General features: G+C 62.3%; 20 protein-coding genes. 6 read left to right on the top strand and 14 right to left on the bottom strand.

Annotated features, from left to right (window positions below; all coding sequences use genetic code 11):
- Window positions 1–35 precede the first annotated feature (35 nt).
- Window positions 36–1,391, bottom strand: a complete 1,356-nt coding sequence (locus B9Z01_RS07970; RefSeq protein ID WP_085481681.1) for an amidase — start codon at window positions 1,389–1,391, stop codon at window positions 36–38.
- A 350-nt stretch (window positions 1,392–1,741) separates the two neighbouring features.
- On the opposite strand from B9Z01_RS07970, the gene B9Z01_RS07975 reads away from it, so the two are divergent.
- On the top strand, window positions 1,742–2,686 hold the full coding sequence (locus B9Z01_RS07975) for a LysR family transcriptional regulator (RefSeq protein ID WP_085481682.1): 945 nt from the start codon (window positions 1,742–1,744) through the stop codon (window positions 2,684–2,686).
- A gap of 30 nt (window positions 2,687–2,716) precedes the next feature.
- The gene (locus tag B9Z01_RS07980; RefSeq protein WP_085481683.1) at window positions 2,717–3,256 is read left to right on the top strand and encodes an ureidoglycolate lyase; all 540 of its coding nucleotides are present in this window, start codon (window positions 2,717–2,719) and stop codon (window positions 3,254–3,256) included.
- A 108-nt stretch (window positions 3,257–3,364) separates the two neighbouring features.
- Here the strand turns inward: B9Z01_RS07980 and B9Z01_RS07985 are convergent, their stop codons facing one another.
- From B9Z01_RS07985 to B9Z01_RS08015, 7 genes are all read right to left on the bottom strand, one after another.
- On the bottom strand, window positions 3,365–4,318 hold the full coding sequence (locus B9Z01_RS07985; protein ID WP_085481684.1) for a LysR family transcriptional regulator: 954 nt from the start codon (window positions 4,316–4,318) through the stop codon (window positions 3,365–3,367).
- A gap of 290 nt (window positions 4,319–4,608) precedes the next feature.
- Window positions 4,609–5,889, bottom strand: a complete 1,281-nt coding sequence (locus tag B9Z01_RS07990) for an MFS transporter (protein ID WP_167387451.1) — start codon at window positions 5,887–5,889, stop codon at window positions 4,609–4,611.
- 102 nt (window positions 5,890–5,991) lie between these two features.
- Entirely contained in the window at window positions 5,992–6,387 is a 396-nt protein-coding gene (locus B9Z01_RS07995) for a nuclear transport factor 2 family protein (RefSeq protein WP_167387452.1), read from the bottom strand.
- A gap of 42 nt (window positions 6,388–6,429) precedes the next feature.
- The gene (locus B9Z01_RS08000) at window positions 6,430–7,503 is read right to left on the bottom strand and encodes a porin (RefSeq protein WP_085481687.1); all 1,074 of its coding nucleotides are present in this window, start codon (window positions 7,501–7,503) and stop codon (window positions 6,430–6,432) included.
- Between the two features lie 124 nt (window positions 7,504–7,627).
- Window positions 7,628–8,059, bottom strand: a complete 432-nt coding sequence (locus B9Z01_RS08005) for a GlcG/HbpS family heme-binding protein (protein ID WP_085481688.1) — start codon at window positions 8,057–8,059, stop codon at window positions 7,628–7,630.
- Window positions 8,060–8,133: 74 nt separating this feature from the next.
- Window positions 8,134–9,072: a hypothetical protein gene (locus B9Z01_RS08010; RefSeq protein WP_085481689.1), complete on the bottom strand. Its 939-nt coding sequence runs from the start codon at window positions 9,070–9,072 to the stop codon at window positions 8,134–8,136.
- Window positions 9,073–9,113: 41 nt separating this feature from the next.
- Window positions 9,114–10,472 carry an MFS transporter gene (locus B9Z01_RS08015; RefSeq protein ID WP_085481690.1) on the bottom strand — a complete coding sequence of 453 codons (1,359 nt, stop codon included), beginning with the start codon at window positions 10,470–10,472 and terminating at the stop codon, window positions 9,114–9,116.
- Between the two features lie 279 nt (window positions 10,473–10,751).
- Between B9Z01_RS08015 and B9Z01_RS08020 the strand changes: the two genes are divergently transcribed.
- Both B9Z01_RS08020 and B9Z01_RS08025 read left to right on the top strand, forming a co-directional pair.
- Complete coding sequence (locus B9Z01_RS08020) at window positions 10,752–11,714, top strand: LysR family transcriptional regulator (RefSeq protein WP_085481691.1); 963 nt, start codon at window positions 10,752–10,754, stop codon at window positions 11,712–11,714.
- A complete protein-coding gene (locus B9Z01_RS08025) occupies window positions 11,711–12,517 on the top strand; it encodes a FadR/GntR family transcriptional regulator (RefSeq protein WP_085481692.1) in 807 nt (268 codons plus the stop codon). The genes B9Z01_RS08020 and B9Z01_RS08025 overlap by 4 nt, the downstream gene beginning before the upstream one ends.
- Window positions 12,518–12,564: 47 nt before the next feature.
- Here the strand turns inward: B9Z01_RS08025 and B9Z01_RS08030 are convergent, their stop codons facing one another.
- From B9Z01_RS08030 to B9Z01_RS08045, 4 genes are read right to left on the bottom strand one after another with little or no spacing between them, the layout of a single operon-like run.
- On the bottom strand, window positions 12,565–13,032 hold the full coding sequence (locus tag B9Z01_RS08030) for a nucleoside deaminase (protein WP_085481693.1): 468 nt from the start codon (window positions 13,030–13,032) through the stop codon (window positions 12,565–12,567).
- Window positions 13,033–13,060: 28 nt separating this feature from the next.
- Window positions 13,061–13,396, bottom strand: a complete 336-nt coding sequence (gene uraH, locus B9Z01_RS08035) for a hydroxyisourate hydrolase (RefSeq protein WP_085481694.1) — start codon at window positions 13,394–13,396, stop codon at window positions 13,061–13,063.
- A 47-nt stretch (window positions 13,397–13,443) separates the two neighbouring features.
- On the bottom strand, window positions 13,444–13,965 hold the full coding sequence (gene uraH, locus B9Z01_RS08040; protein WP_085481695.1) for a hydroxyisourate hydrolase: 522 nt from the start codon (window positions 13,963–13,965) through the stop codon (window positions 13,444–13,446).
- A complete protein-coding gene (locus B9Z01_RS08045; protein WP_085481696.1) occupies window positions 13,962–15,308 on the bottom strand; it encodes an MFS transporter in 1,347 nt (448 codons plus the stop codon). Before B9Z01_RS08045 ends, uraH (B9Z01_RS08040) begins: the two co-directional genes overlap by 4 nt.
- Window positions 15,309–15,698: 390 nt before the next feature.
- On the opposite strand from B9Z01_RS08045, the gene B9Z01_RS08050 reads away from it, so the two are divergent.
- On the top strand, window positions 15,699–16,637 hold the full coding sequence (locus B9Z01_RS08050; protein ID WP_085481697.1) for a LysR substrate-binding domain-containing protein: 939 nt from the start codon (window positions 15,699–15,701) through the stop codon (window positions 16,635–16,637).
- 132 nt (window positions 16,638–16,769) lie between these two features.
- Window positions 16,770–17,297, top strand: coding sequence for a 2-oxo-4-hydroxy-4-carboxy-5-ureidoimidazoline decarboxylase (gene uraD / locus B9Z01_RS08055; RefSeq protein ID WP_085481698.1), 528 nt, complete (start codon window positions 16,770–16,772; stop codon window positions 17,295–17,297).
- A 166-nt stretch (window positions 17,298–17,463) separates the two neighbouring features.
- Here the strand turns inward: uraD and B9Z01_RS08060 are convergent, their stop codons facing one another.
- A complete protein-coding gene (locus B9Z01_RS08060; RefSeq protein ID WP_143808878.1) occupies window positions 17,464–18,300 on the bottom strand; it encodes an alpha/beta fold hydrolase in 837 nt (278 codons plus the stop codon).
- Between the two features lie 271 nt (window positions 18,301–18,571).
- Window positions 18,572–19,312 (bottom strand): SDR family oxidoreductase, encoded by a 741-nt coding sequence (locus B9Z01_RS08065; RefSeq protein ID WP_085481700.1) that lies wholly within the window; start codon window positions 19,310–19,312, stop codon window positions 18,572–18,574.
- Window positions 19,313–19,474 lie beyond the last annotated feature (162 nt).

Here is a 19,474-nt window from a genome sequence, read left to right on the forward strand (position 1 = left end):
AACGACAAATTCTTTTCAGCGCCGATAAACAAACGCTATGCCGTCACGGCGTGTGTGTTCGCATGCAGCAAGGCCTCGACGCTGCGTCCGATCGCGAGAATCGATGCGTCGGCGAGCGCGGACCCGCAAATCGAGAGCCCGACAGGCAGTTCGTCTTCGTCGTGGCACGGCAGTGTGAGCGCGCAGCCGTCCATATAATTCACAACGCCCGGATTGCGCAGCACCTTCGCATTCAGTGCAAAAAACGCCTCGTCGTCGTGCTCGACGCTGGAAATCCGCGGCGGCACGATCGCAACGGTCGGCATCAGCCATGCATCGAACTTTGCCAGCCGCATGCGCGCAGCGCGCACGAATCGCTCGCGCGCGGCAAGCAACTCGATATAGTCAGCGGCGCTGCGTCCCTCGCCTGCGCGCAAACGCTTCAGCACGCGCGGGTCGTATCCGTCGGCGTTGCGTGCAACGTGTTCGCGATGCCACGCCCACGCCTGCACCGCCGTGATGCCCGCGAGCGGAAGACGGCCTGCAACCTCATGCAGTTCGGGAAATGCGAAATGTTCGACGCAAGCGCCTGCGCGCCTCAGCATGCCGACGGCGCGATTGAATGCAGTGCTGACGGTTTCGTCCAGTTCGTCCGCCACATAGTCGGACGTGACGCCGAAGCGCAGTCCGGTGAGCGGGCGTGGCGCGGTATCGAGCGCCTGCGCCGAGATGACACTGTCGATGAGCGCGCAGCAATCCACGCTGCGCGCGATCGGTCCGATCGAATCGAACGACGTGGATAGCGGCACGACCCCATCGAGCGGCACGCGGCGCGCCGTCGGCTTGAAGCCGACGAGACCGCAGAATGCTGCGGGAATCCGCGCTGAGCCGCCCGTATCGGTGCCCAGCGCGGCGGCGACGTGCCCGAGTGCGACGGAGGTCGCCGCACCGGAACTCGAACCACCCGCAAGACGGCTCGCATCGCACGGATTGACGGGCGTGCCGTAGTGAGGATTGAGTCCGAGTCCGGAGAACGCAAACTCGCTCATGTTCGTCCGCCCGACGAACACCGCGCCCGCCTCGCGCAAACGTGCGATTGCCGCAGCGTCCCGCACGGCGGGTGCGGCGCCGCGCAAAATCCGCGAACCGGCGGTCGTCACCTGTCCTTTCACGTCGAAGAGGTCTTTCACGGAAATGGGCACGCCCGCCAACGCCGAAGGCACATAGCCCCGCTCGCGGAACGCGTCGCTGCTGGAGGCGGCGTCGCGCGCCGCCTCGCGATCGACATGCGTATAAGTCGCGCCGCCGTGCGCCAGGTCGGTGTCGATCGCGGCGAGACTCGCATCGAGCGCCTCGACCGCCGAAGTGGTGCGCCGGGCCAGCGCACTGGCTGTTTGACGCAGGGTTCTCATCGCCGTCACTCCATATGTGCGAGCGCATCGATCGAATAGCGATGCGCTGGACCGCCGCCGAGCGGCTTCGCCTTCACGCCGACGGGCGTTCCAGATCCGATTTCACACGCCATTGTTTTCATTGCAACGTTCCTTCCTTTATTTCTTCCTTTAATTCCTTTAGTTCCTTTAATCGTCTTCTCACCGATTCCGGCCGTATCGCTGCATCGGCGTTCATTGCAAAGTTTTGGCGTGTGGCACACCCGTGTCCAACAAATTAAAATTGTCGCAAGACAGAATATTTTCTTATCCCTTCATATGAGACCTGGCGCTACACTGGGGCACTCCAGCCTGCCGCGTCAGGGGCGTGAATGAACCTGCGATTTCTCGAAACCTTTGTCTGGCTCGCCCGGCTGCGCAGCTTTCGCCTGACGGCCGAGCGGCTGAATGCGACGCAAGCGGCGATTTCCAGCCGCATTTCCGCCCTCGAGCAGGAACTGGGCGTGCGGCTCTTCGAGCGCGGCCCCAAGGAAGCGACGCTCACGCAGGACGGCACGAAGACGCTGCCGTTCGCCGAGCAGATGCTGAAGTTGAATCAGGCGATGATCGAGAGCGTCGGCGACCGCTCGAAGGTATCGGGGTTGTTGCGGCTAGGTGCGATCGAATCGATCGTTCACACGTGGCTGCCCGATCTGCTCAAGAGCATTCACGAGGCGTATCCGAATCTCGTGATTGAACTGACCAGCGACACATCGTCCAATTTGTCGACCCAACTGCTCAATGGCCATATCGACGTTTCGTTTCAGACAACCAGCGTCGCAGGCTCCGACATGACGAATGTCCCGCTGGGCAACCTGCCGATGCGCTGGATGGCGAGTCCGGCGCTCAACCTGTCGGCGCAGGCGTTGACGGAGGCGGAACTGGCCGCTTATCCCGTGATCAGTTTCGCACGCCACTCGCTGCCGCATGAGTTTCTGACCGGCCTGTTCGCCGCGAGTGGCGACGTGCAGGTGCAGATCAACTGCCTGTCGTCGGTGGCCGCGATCATCCGGCTCGTCGTCGACGGCTTCGGCATTGCCGTGCTGCCGCCCGCGTTCGTGATGCGCGAACTCGAAGCGGGGAAACTGCAGTTGCTGCAAGTCACGCACCGCGTGCCTGTCTTGCCGCTGATTGCCGCGTACCGGCGCACGCCCGATAGTCTGCTCTCCGAATCCATCACACGGCTTGCGCTGAACGTCGTGCTCGAATTCTGCCTGAAGCACGGACCCGGGTTCGCGCTATTCCCGCCCACGGACGAGCCTGGCTCCCACACGTGAACGCCTGAACATCGAAGCGAGTCTCCCCGCATGCCGACTGCCCGTTCTATTCCAATCGAACCGCTCGACGCGGCATGTTGCGAACCCTATGGCTGGATGCTCGGCAAGCCGGTGCGCGCCGATGGCGATACACCCGCGTTCGTCAGCCCGGCATCGGACTTCTGGCGCGAGCATCTGTTTGATACCGGCTCGCCGGGTGAAACGGAAATTCTGTGGGTCGTATACCGGAATCGTGACGAAAGCATCGCGTCACTCGAGGTTCATCGCCTGACGCAGCAGGCCATCGTCCCGTTGAGCGCACCTGTCGTCCATCTCGTCGCGGCGTCGACGGAAGACGGCGAGCCGGACCTGGACACGTTGCGGGCCTTCGCGATTCCCGTCGGCATGGGTCTTTGCATGCGGCCGAACATCTGGCATGCGACACGGGTTCGCGATCGCGAAGCGACCTGCCTGATGCTGACGCGGCCTTCGACGACCCGCGATCTCGTCGTTCATCTGAAAACCGGTGCGCCTGCTCGTGAAAGCGCGATCCGGACTATCGGCGCGCGCCGGATCGAAGGTTCGCAATAGAGCGTGTCGGGCGCTTTACCGGCCTGTACTTCGTTGTATTCGCCGTGCTCATGCCTGTTCATCATGCCTGTTCACTTGGCAGCCCTTAACAAGGGCCGCTGACACGCCCTACCCCGGTTGCGCGCCATGATCCGGCAGGTTTAACGCCAGATCATCCGCGGCGAGCGCCTGCGGAATGCACTCTTTAAGGAAATCGACAAAGGTTCGGATCTTGGCGTCGAGATACTGACGCGACGCATACATGGTGTACACGGTCAGTTTCTGGAGCTGATAGTCCGGCAACACCCGCAACAACGAACCGTTGCGCAGCGCGGGCACCGCCGCCGGCATGGGCAACGCGCCGATGCCCACGCCCTCGCGCAAGGCGCCGGCCAACGCCTCGGCAATGTTGACCTGGAATGTCGCGGGCGGCAGCAGGAACGTCTCGACGCCGTTCGAACCTTCCAGGATCCATTTGTCGCGCGGAAATACCGGGGTGAACAGTTGAAGGCACGCGTGCCCGGCCAATTCGGCGACGTTGCGCGGTGTCCCGTGCTCGCGCAGGTACGCCGGGGCGGCGCAAAGTACGCTGTGCACCGATCCCAGCACATGCGAGATGAGTCCCGAATCCGGAAGTTCGACAGAGCTCAACTGAAGCGAGACGTCGTACCCCTCGTCGAGAAGATCGGGAAAGTGCTGTGAAAGCGTCAGTTCGACCGAGACGGATGGATAGCGCTTCTGATACTGCATGACGGCAGGCACGAGATAGGCCTGGCCAAACCCCGTCGTGGCATGAACGCGCAACCGGCCGGAGGGCTGCGCCTGGGCGTTGCCCGCTTCGGCCTCCGCCTGGTCGATGTACGCGAGAATCTGCTCGCATCGCCGCAAGTAACGTTCCCCTGCCTCGGTGAGAACGACACGGCGAGTATTCCGGTTAAGCAGGCGAGCCTGGAGATGTGCCTCGAGACTCGCCACCGCACGAGACGCCGCCGCGGTCGCGATATCGAGGCGCTGCGCGGCCGCTGTGAAGCTGCCCTCTTCTGCAACGCGCACGAATATGCGCATGCAATGCAACCTGTCCATCATATGTGTAGCGTGTTTCGGTTCAGCCGCCAACGCAGGCGTGGTGTCGGAAAGCCATCGCTCCAGCGAACGTTGCGCCCTCTTCGCCTTGTACCGAACGATAGTCAGTTTTCCCGGCACATTACCATGCCCCGGCAACCGCGTCGAAGCGTATCGAATGGACCAGCATTTTCTCCGTCTGCTTGTTCAGAACCGTCTCCACTTACCCTGCGCAGTTCTCCAGCCGCGCGGTGCATGGCGTGCCTGGACTACCTCTGATGGTGAACGGATTGTTGCGCATGCAATATCGACTAACGTTCGTCAGAACTCGTGACCGTGCCGTCGTGTCTCGCTGAGGCTCCCGAGAGCCTCGCGATCGGCCAGACCGTGGCCGCCGCTCCGAGCGAGGTGGCCGCAGCCACTGCAAACATCGTCGCCGCATCGACCTTTGCCGCCATCATGTAGCCGCCGAGAAGCGGGCCGACAATGGCGCCGGCCCGGCCGATCCCCATCGCCCAGCCCACACCCGTCGCGCGCAACGACGTGCTGTAGAAGCTCGCGCAAAACGATACCGTGCACATTTGCGCGCCGATACTGAGCACACCGCTGAGAAACGCGGCGACACCGAGCCAGGCGGCCGAATGTTGAGCTTGCCCGATCAGCAGCACGGCGATCGCACCCGCTGCATACGCGGCCGCGATCACGCGCGGCGCGGCGTAGCGGTCCGCGAGACGTCCAATCACGGTGCAACCGACCACCGCGCCGAGATTGAGCAGCGCGACGGCGATGACCGCCGCCCCGACGCTTGCGCCGACGATATGCGCGGCGAGCGGAATCCAGTTGATCAGCAGGTAGGTCAACAACAGGCTCAGGAATAGCGTTGCCCACAGCAGCAGCGTGCCCGCCGCGCGTCGCTGCGCGAACAGTTGTGCAACCGAGGCGCGCGATAGTCCGTGCGACGGCGCAGACGGCCGGTCGCTGATGTCGATGGCGAGGCGCTCGCAGATGCGCCTGACCTTCTCGTGTTCGCCGCGATGCTCGAGGAACGCGATCGATTCGGGCACGACGAGAAAGAAAATAACGCCGATCACCAACGGCAGAATGCCGCCAATCACGAAGACCCCCTTCCAGCCCGCGGCCGCGACGATGCTTTCGGATGCGAGGCCGCCAATGACGGCGCCGATCGGAAAACCACAAAACATGGTCGACACCATCGACTCGCGCCGCTTCGCCGGCGCATATTCGGACGCGAGCGCCACAAAACAGGGCAGCGCGCCGCCCAGCCCGAAACCCGTTACGAGGCGGATGCTCGCGAGCACGTCCACGGAATTCGCGAGCACGGTCGAGACAGACGCGAGGCCGAAGATGGCAATCGAGAGCAGCAAGGCCGGCTTGCGGCCGATGCGATCGCCGAGTTGGCCGATGCTCAGCGCGCCGATGAAGCTGCCGAGCAGACCTGCGGCAAACACCGGGCCGAAGGTGGCCGGCGCAAGTCCCCATGCGGCGGCGATATGCGGCGCGACGAACGCGATGGCCTGGGTGTCGAAACCGTCGACCAGTGCAACGGCGCCGCACAGAACGATGATGGCCATTTGCATTCTTTGCCTTCGTGCAGCGGGACGGCGGCGCTGGCCGCTTACGGTCTGCACGCTTTCCGTATTGTTCATGAGCGGCTTCTGTGGCTGACAAAAATATTAGAAGGCGATCTCGCGGGAGATGACGCGCGTCGTGATGAGCCATGCACCGGACTGCATCCGGCACAGCGTGTCGAACAGATCGTTGATCCGCGTCTCGGTCTTCGCATCCCGCTGCTCGACCGTCATCTGTACGGCGGTGGTGCGTGCGCCGTGCGCATCTTCCGCCTCGATCCGCAGATTCGACCAGAGGTGCCTCGTCTTGCGGCCCGGTTGCGCATGACGCTGCTCACAGTCGCGCGCGATTGCGTCACGTCCGGCGAGCTGCTGCCCGCCGACATGGAGCACGCCGTCCGGCGCGAAGAGACGGCTCAGCGATTCGCCGTCCCCGCGGTCCGCGTACCATGCAAAATCACTGAGCAAGCGCTCGATAGCGAGGATGTCTTCCTGTTTCAATTGAAATGCTCCTTGGTATCCGCGATCGCGGATGGGCTGAATCTAGAAACGCACGGTGAGGCCGACCCGGCACAGCGTCTGCGTGCTGCCCGAGGACGTGCCGCCCGCGCCGATAATCGCGGCGAACGCATCGCCGTCGCCGCTCACCCATTGCCGGGCCACCGTGGCGTAGACAAACGTGAGCTTCGAGAAGTCGTGCGCAAGGGTCACGTTGGCCTGATGCGCGTGGTTGTTGCTGAGAACGGCATTGCCCTGGTTGAACTGGTAGCCGACCGTCATTTCGTTGTTGTCGGAGATCTGGTAGTACCCGCCCACCTCGTACACGTTGACGCGCCCGCCGTTGTACGTGTTCTCCGTATTCGTGAACATCGCGTCGATCATGAAGTCGGCAATGTTCGCCCGCCCGCCGATGCCCCAGTTGCGGATGCCGTTGTTGCCGTTGTTGATGTTCGGAAACTTCGTATACGTATAGGCCGCGTCTAACGTCATGACCCCGCCGGCATATGAAACGCCGAAGCTCTGCGTGCTGTTCTGCCCGAACGCGCCGGGCTGGCCGCCGAATGCATACATGGCGCCGAACTTCAGGCCGTGAAAGTTCGGAGTTTCGTACGAGATCGCGTTGTTGGTCGTGATGCTGCCGGCGGTGCGGTCGAAATCCATCGAGCCATTGGGCAAGTTGAGTTTCGCGAATGGTCCCTGCTGTGTGTAATAAACCGGGTTGTACTTCAGCATCGCCCCCCAGCGGTCGATCGTCATGTAGCGGAACATGAAATCGAACTGATTGCCCGCCGTCACGGTGCCGTACTGTTCGTTCGTCAGACCGACCCAGGCTTCCTTGCCGAACAGCAAGCCGTTCACCATTGCGCCCGTTCCGTCGTTGAAGTTATTCACGAGCCGGAAAATCGCCTTGGTGCCGCCGCCGAGATCTTCGGTGCCGCGCAGGCCCCACAAGGTCGGCACCATCGTGCCGCTCTGATAGAAGTAGTTGCTCTTTCCGCCCTGGTTCGACGTATACGTAATCCCGGCGTCGAGCACGCCGTAGATCGTGACACTGCTCTGGGCAAAAGCGGGCATGCAGACAAGTAACGCAAGCATCCCCAGAAGCTTGCCTTTCATGTAAGTCTCCTAAATATTATTGATTTTTCGCCTGACTGCCGTAGAGCGGCGAATCAGGATGGCACTGCGACTACGTGGAAATGGACGCAGGAAACATGAGGTTCGCTACGCCGTGAGAACAGCTTCAGCCAGCATCGGCGACGAGACCGGCGCGCTCGATCGCGTATATCGCGCAGGTTTCGTCGACATCGGATCTATCACCACTGATTCCGACGGAGCCGATCAGGGAGCCTTCGTCGTTGCGCACGAGCACCCCGCCTTGAACGGGCGCGATGCGCCCGCCCGAAATGGACGAGAGCGCGGCAAAGAACGCGGGCGCCGCCTCCGCGCGCTGGGCGAGCTGCCGGCCGCCAAGCCCCATGCCGAGCACGCCCCATGCTTTGGCGATAGCGATATCGGGGCGCAGAATGCCCGATCCGTCCGAGCGCTTCAACACCAGCAGATGGCCGCCGGTATCGAGCACGGCCACGGTGAGCGGCTGGCAGTTAATCGCGTCCATCTTCTCGAGCGCGTAGTCGACGATTGTCGAAGCGAGATTCAGCGTCAGGGTTTGCATCGGGTTCTCTCTGGGCGGGTGTGTGTTCTTACTCCGGGGACGGCATCGAGCCGGTTTGCGCCTTTGCGGCAGCGTCAGTTCACTCCCGGCTCGTCCGGCAACGCGTCTTCGTCGTACCGGTCGGATTCGACTGGCGGCAGATCGACCGGCGGCAAGCCGACCAGATACAGCGTCATCTCGCGCGCTGCGCTGAACGTCGCCGCTTCGCCAGCCTCGACCTGCACGGCGCTCAGATAGTCGATAGCGTTACCTTGCGTGTTGCCCTGCGTGTTGCCCTGCGTGTTGCCCTGTGCCTCGCCGTTCCCATCGAGCACCGTGAAAATACGCCGCGCACGGCTCTCAACCGATGTCCATTGCGCACCCGCGCGCAGGCGCACCCACTCGATCCAGACGCCCCGCTCCGAAAAGGCGCCCATGTACTTATGCTCGACGCCGCTCGCGCCCGCGACCGGCAGCCAGTGGTAAGACTGGGGGTCGATCAGGACGACGCTGCGGTAGCGCGGTTTCGGATACCTGATCTTGCTGCCGAACACCTGTCGCCAGATTGCACTCAGCGCCCAGTCTTTTTTGCCGTCCGGCCAGTAGTAGAACGGGCCTGAAAACGTGCCGATCGCGGTGAGCTCCTCCCGAGCCTTGCGACGCTGCTCGATGCTCATGAAGCCGTAGCCCGACGCACCGCCGAACTGCAGAACGAGCTGCTTGCGCTCGCCGGGGGGCGTGTGGCCGAGCGGATCGTCCTGCGGTCCGTAGGCGAGCCCTTCCGGAAAGTAGCCGATCTCGTTCTCATGCAGCATGCCGGTGCGCCCCAGGTTCATGTCGCCGCGAATCGGCAGGCGAATCTGGTCGAAGTTGTGGCGATGCGTCGGCATGGCGAAGTCGGCATCCTGGCGGCCGAGGATGTACATGAAGTTGTTGGGCGAATCGGGTTCGCCGCTCAGCAGATGCTTGAACTTGACGGTGCCGAGCGGGTGGTCGTTGGCCCACCCGTCGTCGTCGAACGGAACGATCTTCATCGTTACTGCGCTCCCGTGAATGAATGGTTGAGAAGTTGCCTTCAGGAGGTTTCGCGAGCGGCGGCGGGCACGCCGCTGGCGTCGCCGGACCGGCTGCGCGCGCGTATGAGGAGCAGCGCGAGGACTGCCGCGCCGGCGCTAAACGAGGTCGCGCCCGCCATCGCGAACAGTGTCGCGAAGCCGACGCCGGAGGCGAGCAGCATCCCGCCGAATACGGGCCCGACGATCGCGCCGGTGCGGCCCGCCGCCATCGCGCAGCCGATGCCGGTGGCGCGCAGGAACGTCTCGTAGAAACTCGCGCTGAGGGCGACCGTGCAGAGTTGCGCACCCATGCTGAAGAATCCGGCTGCGAACGCGACGAAAAAGAGCGCTGCCGCGGAGTGGGCCACATAGGTGATCGACGCGATGATGCCGGCGCCGATCCAGTAAGCGCAGCCGATCACGCGCGGCAATCCGCCGGCGCCGTCGGCAAGCCGGCCGAGCGTGATGCTGCCCACGATGCCGCCGAGGTTGAACATCGACACGGCGATCACCGCGCTTTCGATACCGAAGCCGCTGCGGCGAGCCATCATCGGTATCCAGTTGATGAGCATGTAGAGCATGAACATGCTGAGGAACGTGGTTGTCCACAACAGCATCGTGCCTGGCGCGCGGCCGTCGGCCAGCAAGCTCGCGACGGACGAGCGGACGTGCGTGACGGCCCCGACTTCGCCGTTCCATAGCGCCGTGCCGTTCATACGCGCGACGATGGGCGCGATCTTTTCGCGCTCGTTGCGCAGCGCGAGAAAACGCGCGGACTCCGGCAGCCAGCGCGCGGCGGCCGGCAGGATCAGGAGCGCGAGCAGGCCGCCGAGGAGGAACACGCTGCGCCAGCCGAACAGTGGAATCAGGTACGCCGACGCCATGCCGCCGACTACCGCGCCAAACGGAAAACCGCAGAACATCATCGCGACCAGCGTGGCCCTGCGCGGACCCGGTGAGTATTCAGTGGTGAGAGCGATGAAGTTGGGCATGGCGCCGCCCAGGCCGATTCCGGAAAAGAACAGCACCGCGATCAAACCGGAAACCGAAGTGGCGAGCGGCGTGGCAAGCGTGCCGGCCGCGACGATGGACATGGCGTAAAGCAGCGTCACCTTGCGCCCCTTGCGATCGCCGATGCGTCCGAAGGCAATTGCGCCGATCAACCCGCCGAGCAGACCGGCGCTGAACACCACGCCGAATATCTGGGGCGCAATTCGCCACTGTGCGGCCAGCTCCGGAGCCACGAATGCAATGGACTGCATATCGAATCCGTCCATCATCGCGATGAGAGAACAGAGCGCGATGACGCGGATCTGGAAGGCTCCAATCGGCCTCGAATCGATGAGTGTCTCCAGACTCATCTTCTCGCTGACGTTCATCCCATCTCCTCCGTGCGGTGAGCAGCCATGGCGCAGCTCACGCTTGTTGTCGTTCTTTGTGGTCGTGCAGTGCCGGACGTGCCCAAGGGTCTGCGCCGGTCATCTGATCTCTGGATGCGAGCCGACTCTATGTGTATAGTGCCTCCAGCTATTTCGCCACGTGCGCCTCTAGCCCTGTTTTAGCGGGGATGTAGCGCATCACGCGGCTATAGGAGACTAGTCTAGAGGGGTAGAACGAACGCCGTCCATGCCGGGCGGGACATTTCTAATATCGATCCCATGAATATTTCTTCGGTCGACCTGAACCTGCTCAAGGTGTTCGACGCGATTTATGTCGAACGCAGCGTGAGCCGCGCAGCCGTGCGGCTCGGCCTGACACAGCCCTCGGTGAGCCACGGTCTGACGCGCCTGCGCACACTGTTTGCCGATCCGTTGTTCGTGCGCCTGCATGGCGGCGTCGAACCCACTATCGCCGCCATGCGCATCGCACCGGTCGTGCAGCAGGTCATGCGCAATCTGCAGACGATGTTCGACGAGGGCTCGCGCTTCGATCCGGCCACAGGAAGGCGTACGTTTCTCATCCAGATGAGCGATTTCGGCGAGGTGACGTTCTTGCCGCCGCTCGTGCGTGAATTGCAGGCGCGCGCGCCGGGGGTGCGAATCGAGACGTGCCAGTTGGCCGGAATGGAGCTGACCCAGGCACTGGAAAGCGGACAGATCGATTTCGCGATCGGACACTTGCCGGTGCTCGACGAGCTGTTCCAGTCCGAGCCCCTGTTCGGCGAGCAATACGTTCTTCTCGCACCGCCGGACCCGGCGTCGAAGCCGCCGAAAACACGCCCGCTCGAAGCGCTCGAATTTGTCTGCGTCACGTCACACCCGGAGACCACGAAAATACTGGTCGAGCTAGGACTGCAGGAACGGGTGAAGCTGGCCGTTCCGCATTTCATGGTGCTGCCCGCCATCTTCGAGGAAACCGGTCTCGCCGCCGTCCTGCCGCGCCGGGTGGGCGAGTACTTCGGGCAAACCGTCGGCAAGGGACGCTACCGGGAAATCGAGCTTCCGGGGCCGGGCCTCAGCATGAACATTAATCTCTACTGGTTCAGACGCTATTCGACCGAGCCCGGCAATATCTGGCTGCGCGAGCTCATCGTCGAGTTGTTCAAGCATTCGTCCGCGCAGCGCAAATCGCAGGGACGCAAGACCGGGCAATCTCGCGCTACGGATACGACATTCCGATGAACACACCGTCCAACGCACTCCACGATTCACCACGCCGCACCAATCGCGCCAGTATCACGCAACTGATATTCGACGACTTGCGACAACGCATTCTCGACAGGCAGTTCGTGCGCGGAGGCCGGCTTCCCACCGAGAAACAACTGGTTGCGCATTACGGCGTGAGCGTGGCCAGTCTGCGCGAAGCGATACGCGGACTCGCAAGCGCAGGGTTCGTCGAGGTCCGGCACGGCAAAGGGGTTTTCGTGACCGCCAGCGCCGAGGACCTGATCGCGAACTCGCTGAATTCGATGATTCAGCTCGAAAACGTCGGCATGGCGCATGTACTGGGCGTGCACGGCGCGCTGAATACTTACGCCTCGGAGCTTGCCGCGGCGCGCGCGACGCCGCAGGATGTCGACACGATGCAGAAGGCGCTCATCGCCGTCGATCATGCGGTCACGCCCGAAGATATTGCGGACGGTTTGACGCGGTTTCTCAACGCGCTCGTACGCGCCTCCGGCAATCCGCTGCTCGTGTCGCTATGCCAGTTCCTGACGACCGTGCAGATCGGCCTTGCGCGTGAGATCCAGGGCAAGCGTTTCGAAGCCTGGCGCAAGACCGCCGCGCGATTGTCGAACGGGCGGCAACGCATCGTCGACGCGATACGGATCGGCGACGTGGATGGCGCACGGGTTGCGGCGCGCGCTTTCCACGAGCATTCGATCAGCGTATTCAACGCGTTGCCGAAGGCCAATGACGCCGTTGTCCAGGATCTGGCGATATCGGCGTTCTTCTCCAAGCTCCTTCAGCAGATGATGCGATAGGTCTACCCGGACGTCGGCGTGCGTGGCATGGATGGCCTCGTGGCGACCTAGCTGCCCTGAACCGCTTCCCAGGCCTCGTACAGGTCTTGCCCTTCATCACGTGCGCGGTGGTGGACGAGCTTCATCTCGCGCTGCTCGAGCGGGCGTGCGATCTCGATGTAGCCGCGTTCCGCGGACAGATCGTACGGTTCGCCGTCTTCGTTCGAGTACGCGTAATACACCTTGCTGACACCGGCCAGATACATGGCCGACAAACACATCGAGCATGGGTAGCCGCTCGCGTAGACGACCGCCCCGCTCAGATCCGTGCTTCCCTGCGCCTTGCTCGCGGCACGAACCGCCTGCATTTCGGCGTGCGCGCTGGGGTCGCAGGTGGCATCCACTTCATTGACCGCACGGGCCAGCACCTTGCCGTCTTTGACCAGAACGGCGCCGAAAGGCCAGGTCTTGCGCTCGCGCACGTTCTCCATGGCGAGACGGATCGAGTCGACCAGGTAGGTTTCAGTATTGGACATATAACGTCTCCATTCAGATGGGATGGGCTCAGCTGCCGCGGTAGGTCGAGAAGCACCACGGTGAGCAGATCAGAGGCACGTGGTAATGCTGCACCGGATCGGATACGTTGAAGCGCACCGGCACGACGTCAGCGAGCGCGGCCTGGTCTTTGAAATGCGCGCCAATTGAAAAACGAAGCTCGAACGGGCCGGCTCTCGCCGCGTCGGAGGGCAGCATCGGTGCGTCGGTGCGCCCGTCGGCATTGCTGACCGCACGGGTCAAGAGCCGCGGGGGATCGACGCTCAGGTCGTAGAGCTCGATAGGTACTCCGGCAATGGGCTTGCCTGTCGTGATGTCGAGAACATGGGTGCTGATGCCAGCCATTCGCTTGCTCCTTGTCTGGTCGATGAGTCCGTGGCGGTGCCTGCTACTCAGCTGCCCCGGTAGTACGAATAGTTCCAGGGCCCGAATTGCACAGGCAGGTGCAGCCGCTCAGCGGCGCTGTTCACGCTGAAGCGAATGGGTACCTGAGACAGGAACGACGGAGACGGCAGCCGTACCCCCTTCGTCCGGTAGTAACTGTCGATATGCAGGAGCAGCTCGTAGTCGCCCGCCCGATAGGTATCGCCGATGAGCAGCGGCTCATCGGCGCGGCCGTTCTGGTTGATGATGACTGTCCGGATCGGTTGACGACGTTCATTTTCGATCCGCGCAAACTCCACCTGCAGGCCCGTGGCGGGCGCACCGTGCCACGAATCGAGGATGTGGATCGTCAGACGCGGGCTGGCTCCGTGCTGCGAGATAGGATCGGCGGATTGCGCCGGCTGCGCGGCGCCGTTCCCGAGGGCCGCGGCTTGACTGGACAGCGCCTGACGGGACAGCAGCATGCCGCCTGCCATGGTCATCGAGGTCACGACGAAGCGTCGGCGATTGGGTTTGCTGATGTTGTTCATCGATTAGCATTCCTTGGTGAGCGAACGTGTGCGATACGGAGGATCACGAGTACCGCTGCCAGCAGTTCAATCACGGCAACGAGGTACAGGCCGGGCGAGAGGCTGCCCGTCGCGGTCTTGACCAGACCCAGCACATAAGGCGCACCGAAGCCGGCCAGATTCGACACGGAGTTGATCAAGGCAACGCCGATCGCCGCGGCGCTGCCGGTCAGATACAGGCTCGGCAATTGCCAGAAGACAGGAATGGCGCTCATCGTGCCGGCCAGCGCTATCACCATCGCGGCCATCGTGAAAGCGGGTGCAACGCCGGGAAGTCCGAGCATGGCAGCCAGGGCCGCCAGTGCCAGCGCGCCGCAGCCCGCGGGTATCGCGAAATGCCAGCGCACCTCCTTGTTCCGGTCGGAATGCGCACCGTTCAGGATCATCCCGGCTGCCCCGAAGACGTAGGCGAACGCCGCGATCCAGCCAATCACCAAGGTCGAACCGAAACCGGAATCACGGATGATGGTCGGAATCCAGAACGTCAGCGCCGAATTCGCACACAGCAGGCAGAAGAAGATCGCGATCAGCAGCCACACCTTAGGATTACGGAACAGCGTGCGCCAGTCGTGGCCGCGTTCGCCGAGCGCGCGTTTGTCCTGTTCCAGAATGTTCTGGACGACCTGCTTTTCGGACACGCTCAGCCACCCAGCCTGCTCAGGCCGATCGGTCATGTAGAAGAAGGCCACGACCCCGGCCGCGATCGACGGGACGCCCTCGATCACGAAGAGCCACTGCCAGCCATGGTGGCCGCCCACGCCGTCCATCGAGGTCATGATGGTGCCCGCGAGGGGGCCGCCCAGTACACCCGCAATCGCGGAAGCGGACATGAAAGTACCGAAGGCCCTGGCTCGCCGGGTACTCGGATACCAGTAAGTCAGGTAAAGAATGATCCCGGGATAGAAGCCGGCTTCGAATGCGCCGAGAAGAAAACGCAGAACGTAGAACTGCGTGGGCGTGGTAACGAACGATTGGAGGATGCAGATGATGCCCCACCCTATCGTGATTCGCATGATGGTCTTCTTCGCGCCGATCTTCTGCAGCAGTGCGTTAGAAGGCACCTCGAAGAAAAAATAACCGAGGAAGAAGATGCCGGCCCCGAGACCGTACACCGCCTCGCTGAATTTCAGCGTGTCGAGCATCTGCAGCTTGGCGAAGCCGATATTGACCCGGTCCAGCCATGCAAGAACCCAGAGAATGCAAAGAAAGGGAAGAAGACGCCAGGAGACCTTGCGGTAAACGGAATCTTCGAGCGAGGTGTCGGCGCCAGAACAGACTGACGCATTCTGCTCGGTGGCAGTCATGAGAGTCTCCTGAAAGAAATCGACCTTTCAAAGCCGGAGATGCAACCACCTCATCACGTGGCGGTCAGCCTGAAACCATACTTGTGCATCAGCGACTCGCGGGGCCGTGTTTTTGTAGTGAGTCGTGAACATATCGCAGGGGTATGGGGGCTGACAGCGCGGACCTGCTATAGACTCTATATCAAACCCGAAAGAAGCCGGCCTGACGCCGGTTTGCGCGAAGTTTCCGTGAGACCGGATGGTATCGATAACGTCAATTGCACCGCGATTCGCTGCAAAGGCAGCCAGACGGTGCCGTGCCGATCCAACGGGCGCATCGGCAACCGTTGACGGCGTGCCGCCATCAACGGCAAAGTGGGTGGCATCGGACAATCAACAGGAAGTCACCCCATGCGCAATGACGATCCGTTGGACACGTATCTTCTGCGTGTCTTATGCACCCTCGTCGAGGAACGAAGCGTTTCGCGCACCGCCATTCGCATGAACCAGTCGCAGCCTGCGCTCAGCACCGCGCTCAAGCGGCTGAGGAAGCTGTTCGATGACCCGTTGCTCATCAGGGAAAAGAACGAGATGGTGCCGACCGAACGGGCGCTGCAGTTGATGCAGGACGCGCGGGTTGCGCTCAGTGCTCTCGACAAGATGCTCAGCTCCGATGAGGCCTTTGATCCGGAACGGTCCGAGCGCACCTTCACGATCGCGATGCCGGATTATCTGGCGCCGCCGTTCCTGGCCGATCTGGTGGGCCGATTTCGGCGCAACGCGCCGAATTCGAGGCTCGTGACTTTGCCGATGGGCGCCGACTACGACTACGAAAAGGCCTTGGCCGAAGGACAAGTCGACATCGTGATCGGCAACTGGCCTGTCTCTCCCGAGCACCTGCATATGAGCGTCCTGCTCGAGGATGAAGTGGTATGCCTGATGTCCAGCGAGAATCCGCTCACGAAGCCCGGCAAGCTGACCGCTGAGAGCTATATCAATGCTTCGCATCTGGTGCCGCTGCCGTACTCGAACTCGCAACGCGGCGTTGTCGAGAGTTCATTGGCGACCTTGCGCCTGAGCCGGGGGCGCCAGGTCTCATGTCCGTACTTCAGTCTCGCGCCGTACCTCGTGAGCGAGTCGGATCTCATCCTGACCACCGCGCGCCACTTTGCCGCCTACTATGCGCGTCGCCTTCCCCTGCTCATCAAACCCGCGCCGTTCGACTTTCCATTGATGCGCTTCTATGCACTATGGCATCCGAACCGGCATCGCGCGAAAGCGCACACCTGGTTGAGAGGTCTCATTGCCGAAAGCGTCACGGTACTGCGAAGTATTGCCGGCGCTTCATAGCGCGCCGGCGGCGCAAATACGACCTTAATTCGTCGCCTGCTATACGGCCAATAGAATCTGCCTGCTACTGCACGTGCCCGGTTGATTTCTATACTCGGAACCTCGTTTTCAGTTCCGAGGATCCTAACGACGATGACCCAGATAAAATTCGACACCGCCAACCTCGCTGCGATCAACGCGATGGGAAGGGACCAGTTCATTCAGATGCTGGGTGACATCTTCGAGCACTCGCCCGATGTGGCCGAAGACGCGTGGCAAGCGCGTCCGTTTCGCTCCGTGGATGCCCTCCACGAAGCGATGATGAGCAGCATCCGCGCGCGCGACGTTGCAGCAAGAAAGGCCTTCTTCGATCGCCACCCGGAACTGTCCGCCCAGGCGATCCGGCATGGCGGGTTGACGGCGGCATCCGTCGACGAACAAAGCAGCGCCGGCTTGCATGCGCTCTCCCAGGAAGAAGAAGCACGCCTGCAACAGATGAATCGCCAATACCGTGAACGGCACGGTTTCCCGTTCATTATCTGCGTTCGCCATTACACCAAGGCTGGCATTTTTTTCGAGCTGGAAACTCGCGTTGCGTGCGATACGGAATTCGAACTCGACTACGCACTGAATCAGATCAAGGCCATTACGCGCGGCCGGTTGAACCAGCGGGTGGCATAGGCAGGACGGCCTGCGGATCGCACTCTTCACGAAACGGGGGTGGCGCTGGCGCGCGGCCGAAGTCACCGGATCGGTTGGCGACGTGCGCATCGAGCACAAGGGTGCGGAGATCCCGCGTGTGCCGCGGGACCTCCGCTGACGGCCTCGCTGTGCCGAAGGTCAGCGCTTACGCGCGGATAAATGCAAGCAGATCGGGGTTGATGACGTCGGCGTTCACCGTCAGCATGCCGTGCGAGAAACCCGGATAGACCTTGAGCCGGCTGTTCCTGATCAGCTTCGCCTGCAATTCGACGGCGTCTTTGTACGGCACGACCTGGTCGTCGTCGCCCTGAATACAGAACGTTGGAACCGTTATCGCTTTCAGGTCCTCCGTCTGATCGGTTTCCGAGAAGGCCTTGATGCCTTCGTAGTGAGCCTTGGCGCTGCCCATCATCCCCTGACGCCACCAGTTCTGGATAATGCCCTGCGAAACCTTCGCGCCCGGCCGGTTGAAACCGTAGAACGGCCCCGAGGCCACGTCGAGAAAGAACTGCGACCGGTTGGCGGCGAGAGCCTTGCGAAAGCCGTCGAACACCTCGATCGGTGTGCCGCCGGGATTGCTCTCGGTCTTGACCATGAGCGGCGGAACGGAGCTGACCAGAACAGCCTTGGCGACACGGCCCTGAGGTTGACCGTATCTCGCGACGTACCGGGCCACTTCGCCGCCGCCGGTCGAATGGCCGATATGAACGGCGTTTTTCAGATTCAGGTGTTCGGCAACAGCCGAGGCATCGGCGGCGTAGTGATCCATGTCGTGACCATCGCTCACCTGGCTCGAACGCCCATGGCCGCGGCGATCATGGGCGACGACGCGATAGCCCTCGGCGAGGAAGAACAGCATCTGCGCGTCCCAATCGTCCGCGCTGAGGGGCCAGCCGTGATGGAAAACGATGGGCTGAGCGTTCCTGGGTCCCCAATCCTTATAGAAGATTTGGGTGCCGTCTTTGGTCGTGACGAACGTCATAGCTTTGTCTCCTTGCTGTTGCGGTGAGAGCGGCACCGCGGATCCTGCGATCGCGGTGAGCGGGGAAAATAACGGCGTGACGGCGGCCGCAGCCGCTGCGGTTAGAACCGTCCGCCGGGAGATGCCTTTCGCGCCAAGGTTTTCGTCTTCCTGCTTCACGCAGACCTCCTCTGTTGGAAAATTCCGTCCGGTGCTTCTGTCACCTGGCCCATGGGGCGCGTTTGCTGCAAGAGCAACGGGTCGAGCGATCGCTGAGGAACGGCATGGAGATCTACACCTGAAGAGTAGGCCGAAAGACGATTTCGTTCACATCAACGTCGTCCGGCTGACTGATGGCGAAGGCCACGGCCCTGGCAAACGCGTCTGGTGAGATGGCGATTTCGTAAAACGCCTTCATGGCCGCGGCAATATCCGCCTCGTTGATGCCGCCCGGCAGATCAGTCGCCACCGCACCCGGCAGGATGACGGTCGTGCGAATATTGTGAGGCTTGACCTCCTGGCGAAGCCCCTCCGTTATCACCCGCACCGCCTCCTTGGTGGCGGAATAGATGGCGGTCACCGGGGCGGCCCTGAGAGCCGCGATAGACGAAACATTGATGATCTGCCCGGCCCTCTGGCGGATCATATGCGGCAACGCCGCGGCGATTCCGTAGAGAACGCCCTTGAGGTTCACGTCGATCATCTGATCCCATTCGCCGATCTTCAGCTTTTCGAGCAACGAAAGGGGCGCCACCCCCGCATTGTTGACCAGCACGTCGACGCGGCCATGAGCCTCGACCGCCGTATCGACCAGCTTCTTCACCTGTTCGCTGTCCGTCACGTCGGTCGCGATCGACAGGGCCTGGTGGCCTGCGGCCCTGAGTTCGTCAGCGAGCGCCTGAATCCGGTCGGCACGTCGTGCGCCCAGAACCAGCAACGCACCCTGCTCGGCGAGATGTCTGGCCGCCGCCTCCCCAAGGCCGCTGCTCGCTCCTGTAATCACCACGACCTTGCCGTTTAAACCTGTCGCCATCTCGCCTCTCCTGACTCCGATTGAACTCGATGTCCGCGGCGCACCATGCTCGAAGGCTGGCCTGCGCGAGGACATTCCTCATCGAAGTGAAACAGAAAACGGGTTGTCGACGATAGACCGAAACCACCAGATTCATGTGCAATCCTGCCAATCGTGATTGAC

Source organism: Paraburkholderia susongensis (genome assembly GCF_900177725.1).
In the GTDB taxonomy this organism is placed as follows: Bacteria; Pseudomonadota; Gammaproteobacteria; order Burkholderiales; family Burkholderiaceae; genus Paraburkholderia; species Paraburkholderia susongensis.

Coding starts and splice junctions, on each gene's coding strand:
- B9Z01_RS07970 (WP_085481681.1), bottom strand. CDS start 1,391: ATGAGAACCCTGCGTCAAACAGCCAGTGCGCTGGCCCGGCGCACCACT.
- B9Z01_RS07975 (WP_085481682.1), top strand. CDS start 1,742: ATGAACCTGCGATTTCTCGAAACCTTTGTCTGGCTCGCCCGGCTGCGC.
- B9Z01_RS07980 (WP_085481683.1), top strand. CDS start 2,717: ATGCCGACTGCCCGTTCTATTCCAATCGAACCGCTCGACGCGGCATGT.
- B9Z01_RS07985 (WP_085481684.1), bottom strand. CDS start 4,318: ATGGACAGGTTGCATTGCATGCGCATATTCGTGCGCGTTGCAGAAGAG.
- B9Z01_RS07990 (WP_167387451.1), bottom strand. CDS start 5,889: ATGGCCATCATCGTTCTGTGCGGCGCCGTTGCACTGGTCGACGGTTTC.
- B9Z01_RS08000 (WP_085481687.1), bottom strand. CDS start 7,503: ATGAAAGGCAAGCTTCTGGGGATGCTTGCGTTACTTGTCTGCATGCCC.
- B9Z01_RS08005 (WP_085481688.1), bottom strand. CDS start 8,059: ATGCAAACCCTGACGCTGAATCTCGCTTCGACAATCGTCGACTACGCG.
- B9Z01_RS08010 (WP_085481689.1), bottom strand. CDS start 9,072: ATGAAGATCGTTCCGTTCGACGACGACGGGTGGGCCAACGACCACCCG.
- B9Z01_RS08015 (WP_085481690.1), bottom strand. CDS start 10,472: ATGAACGTCAGCGAGAAGATGAGTCTGGAGACACTCATCGATTCGAGG.
- B9Z01_RS08020 (WP_085481691.1), top strand. CDS start 10,752: ATGAATATTTCTTCGGTCGACCTGAACCTGCTCAAGGTGTTCGACGCG.
- B9Z01_RS08025 (WP_085481692.1), top strand. CDS start 11,711: ATGAACACACCGTCCAACGCACTCCACGATTCACCACGCCGCACCAAT.
- B9Z01_RS08030 (WP_085481693.1), bottom strand. CDS start 13,032: ATGTCCAATACTGAAACCTACCTGGTCGACTCGATCCGTCTCGCCATG.
- uraH (WP_085481694.1), bottom strand. CDS start 13,396: ATGGCTGGCATCAGCACCCATGTTCTCGACATCACGACAGGCAAGCCC.
- uraH (WP_085481695.1), bottom strand. CDS start 13,965: ATGAACAACATCAGCAAACCCAATCGCCGACGCTTCGTCGTGACCTCG.
- B9Z01_RS08045 (WP_085481696.1), bottom strand. CDS start 15,308: ATGACTGCCACCGAGCAGAATGCGTCAGTCTGTTCTGGCGCCGACACC.
- B9Z01_RS08050 (WP_085481697.1), top strand. CDS start 15,699: ATGCGCAATGACGATCCGTTGGACACGTATCTTCTGCGTGTCTTATGC.
- uraD (WP_085481698.1), top strand. CDS start 16,770: ATGACCCAGATAAAATTCGACACCGCCAACCTCGCTGCGATCAACGCG.
- B9Z01_RS08060 (WP_143808878.1), bottom strand. CDS start 18,300: ATGACGTTCGTCACGACCAAAGACGGCACCCAAATCTTCTATAAGGAT.
- B9Z01_RS08065 (WP_085481700.1), bottom strand. CDS start 19,312: ATGGCGACAGGTTTAAACGGCAAGGTCGTGGTGATTACAGGAGCGAGC.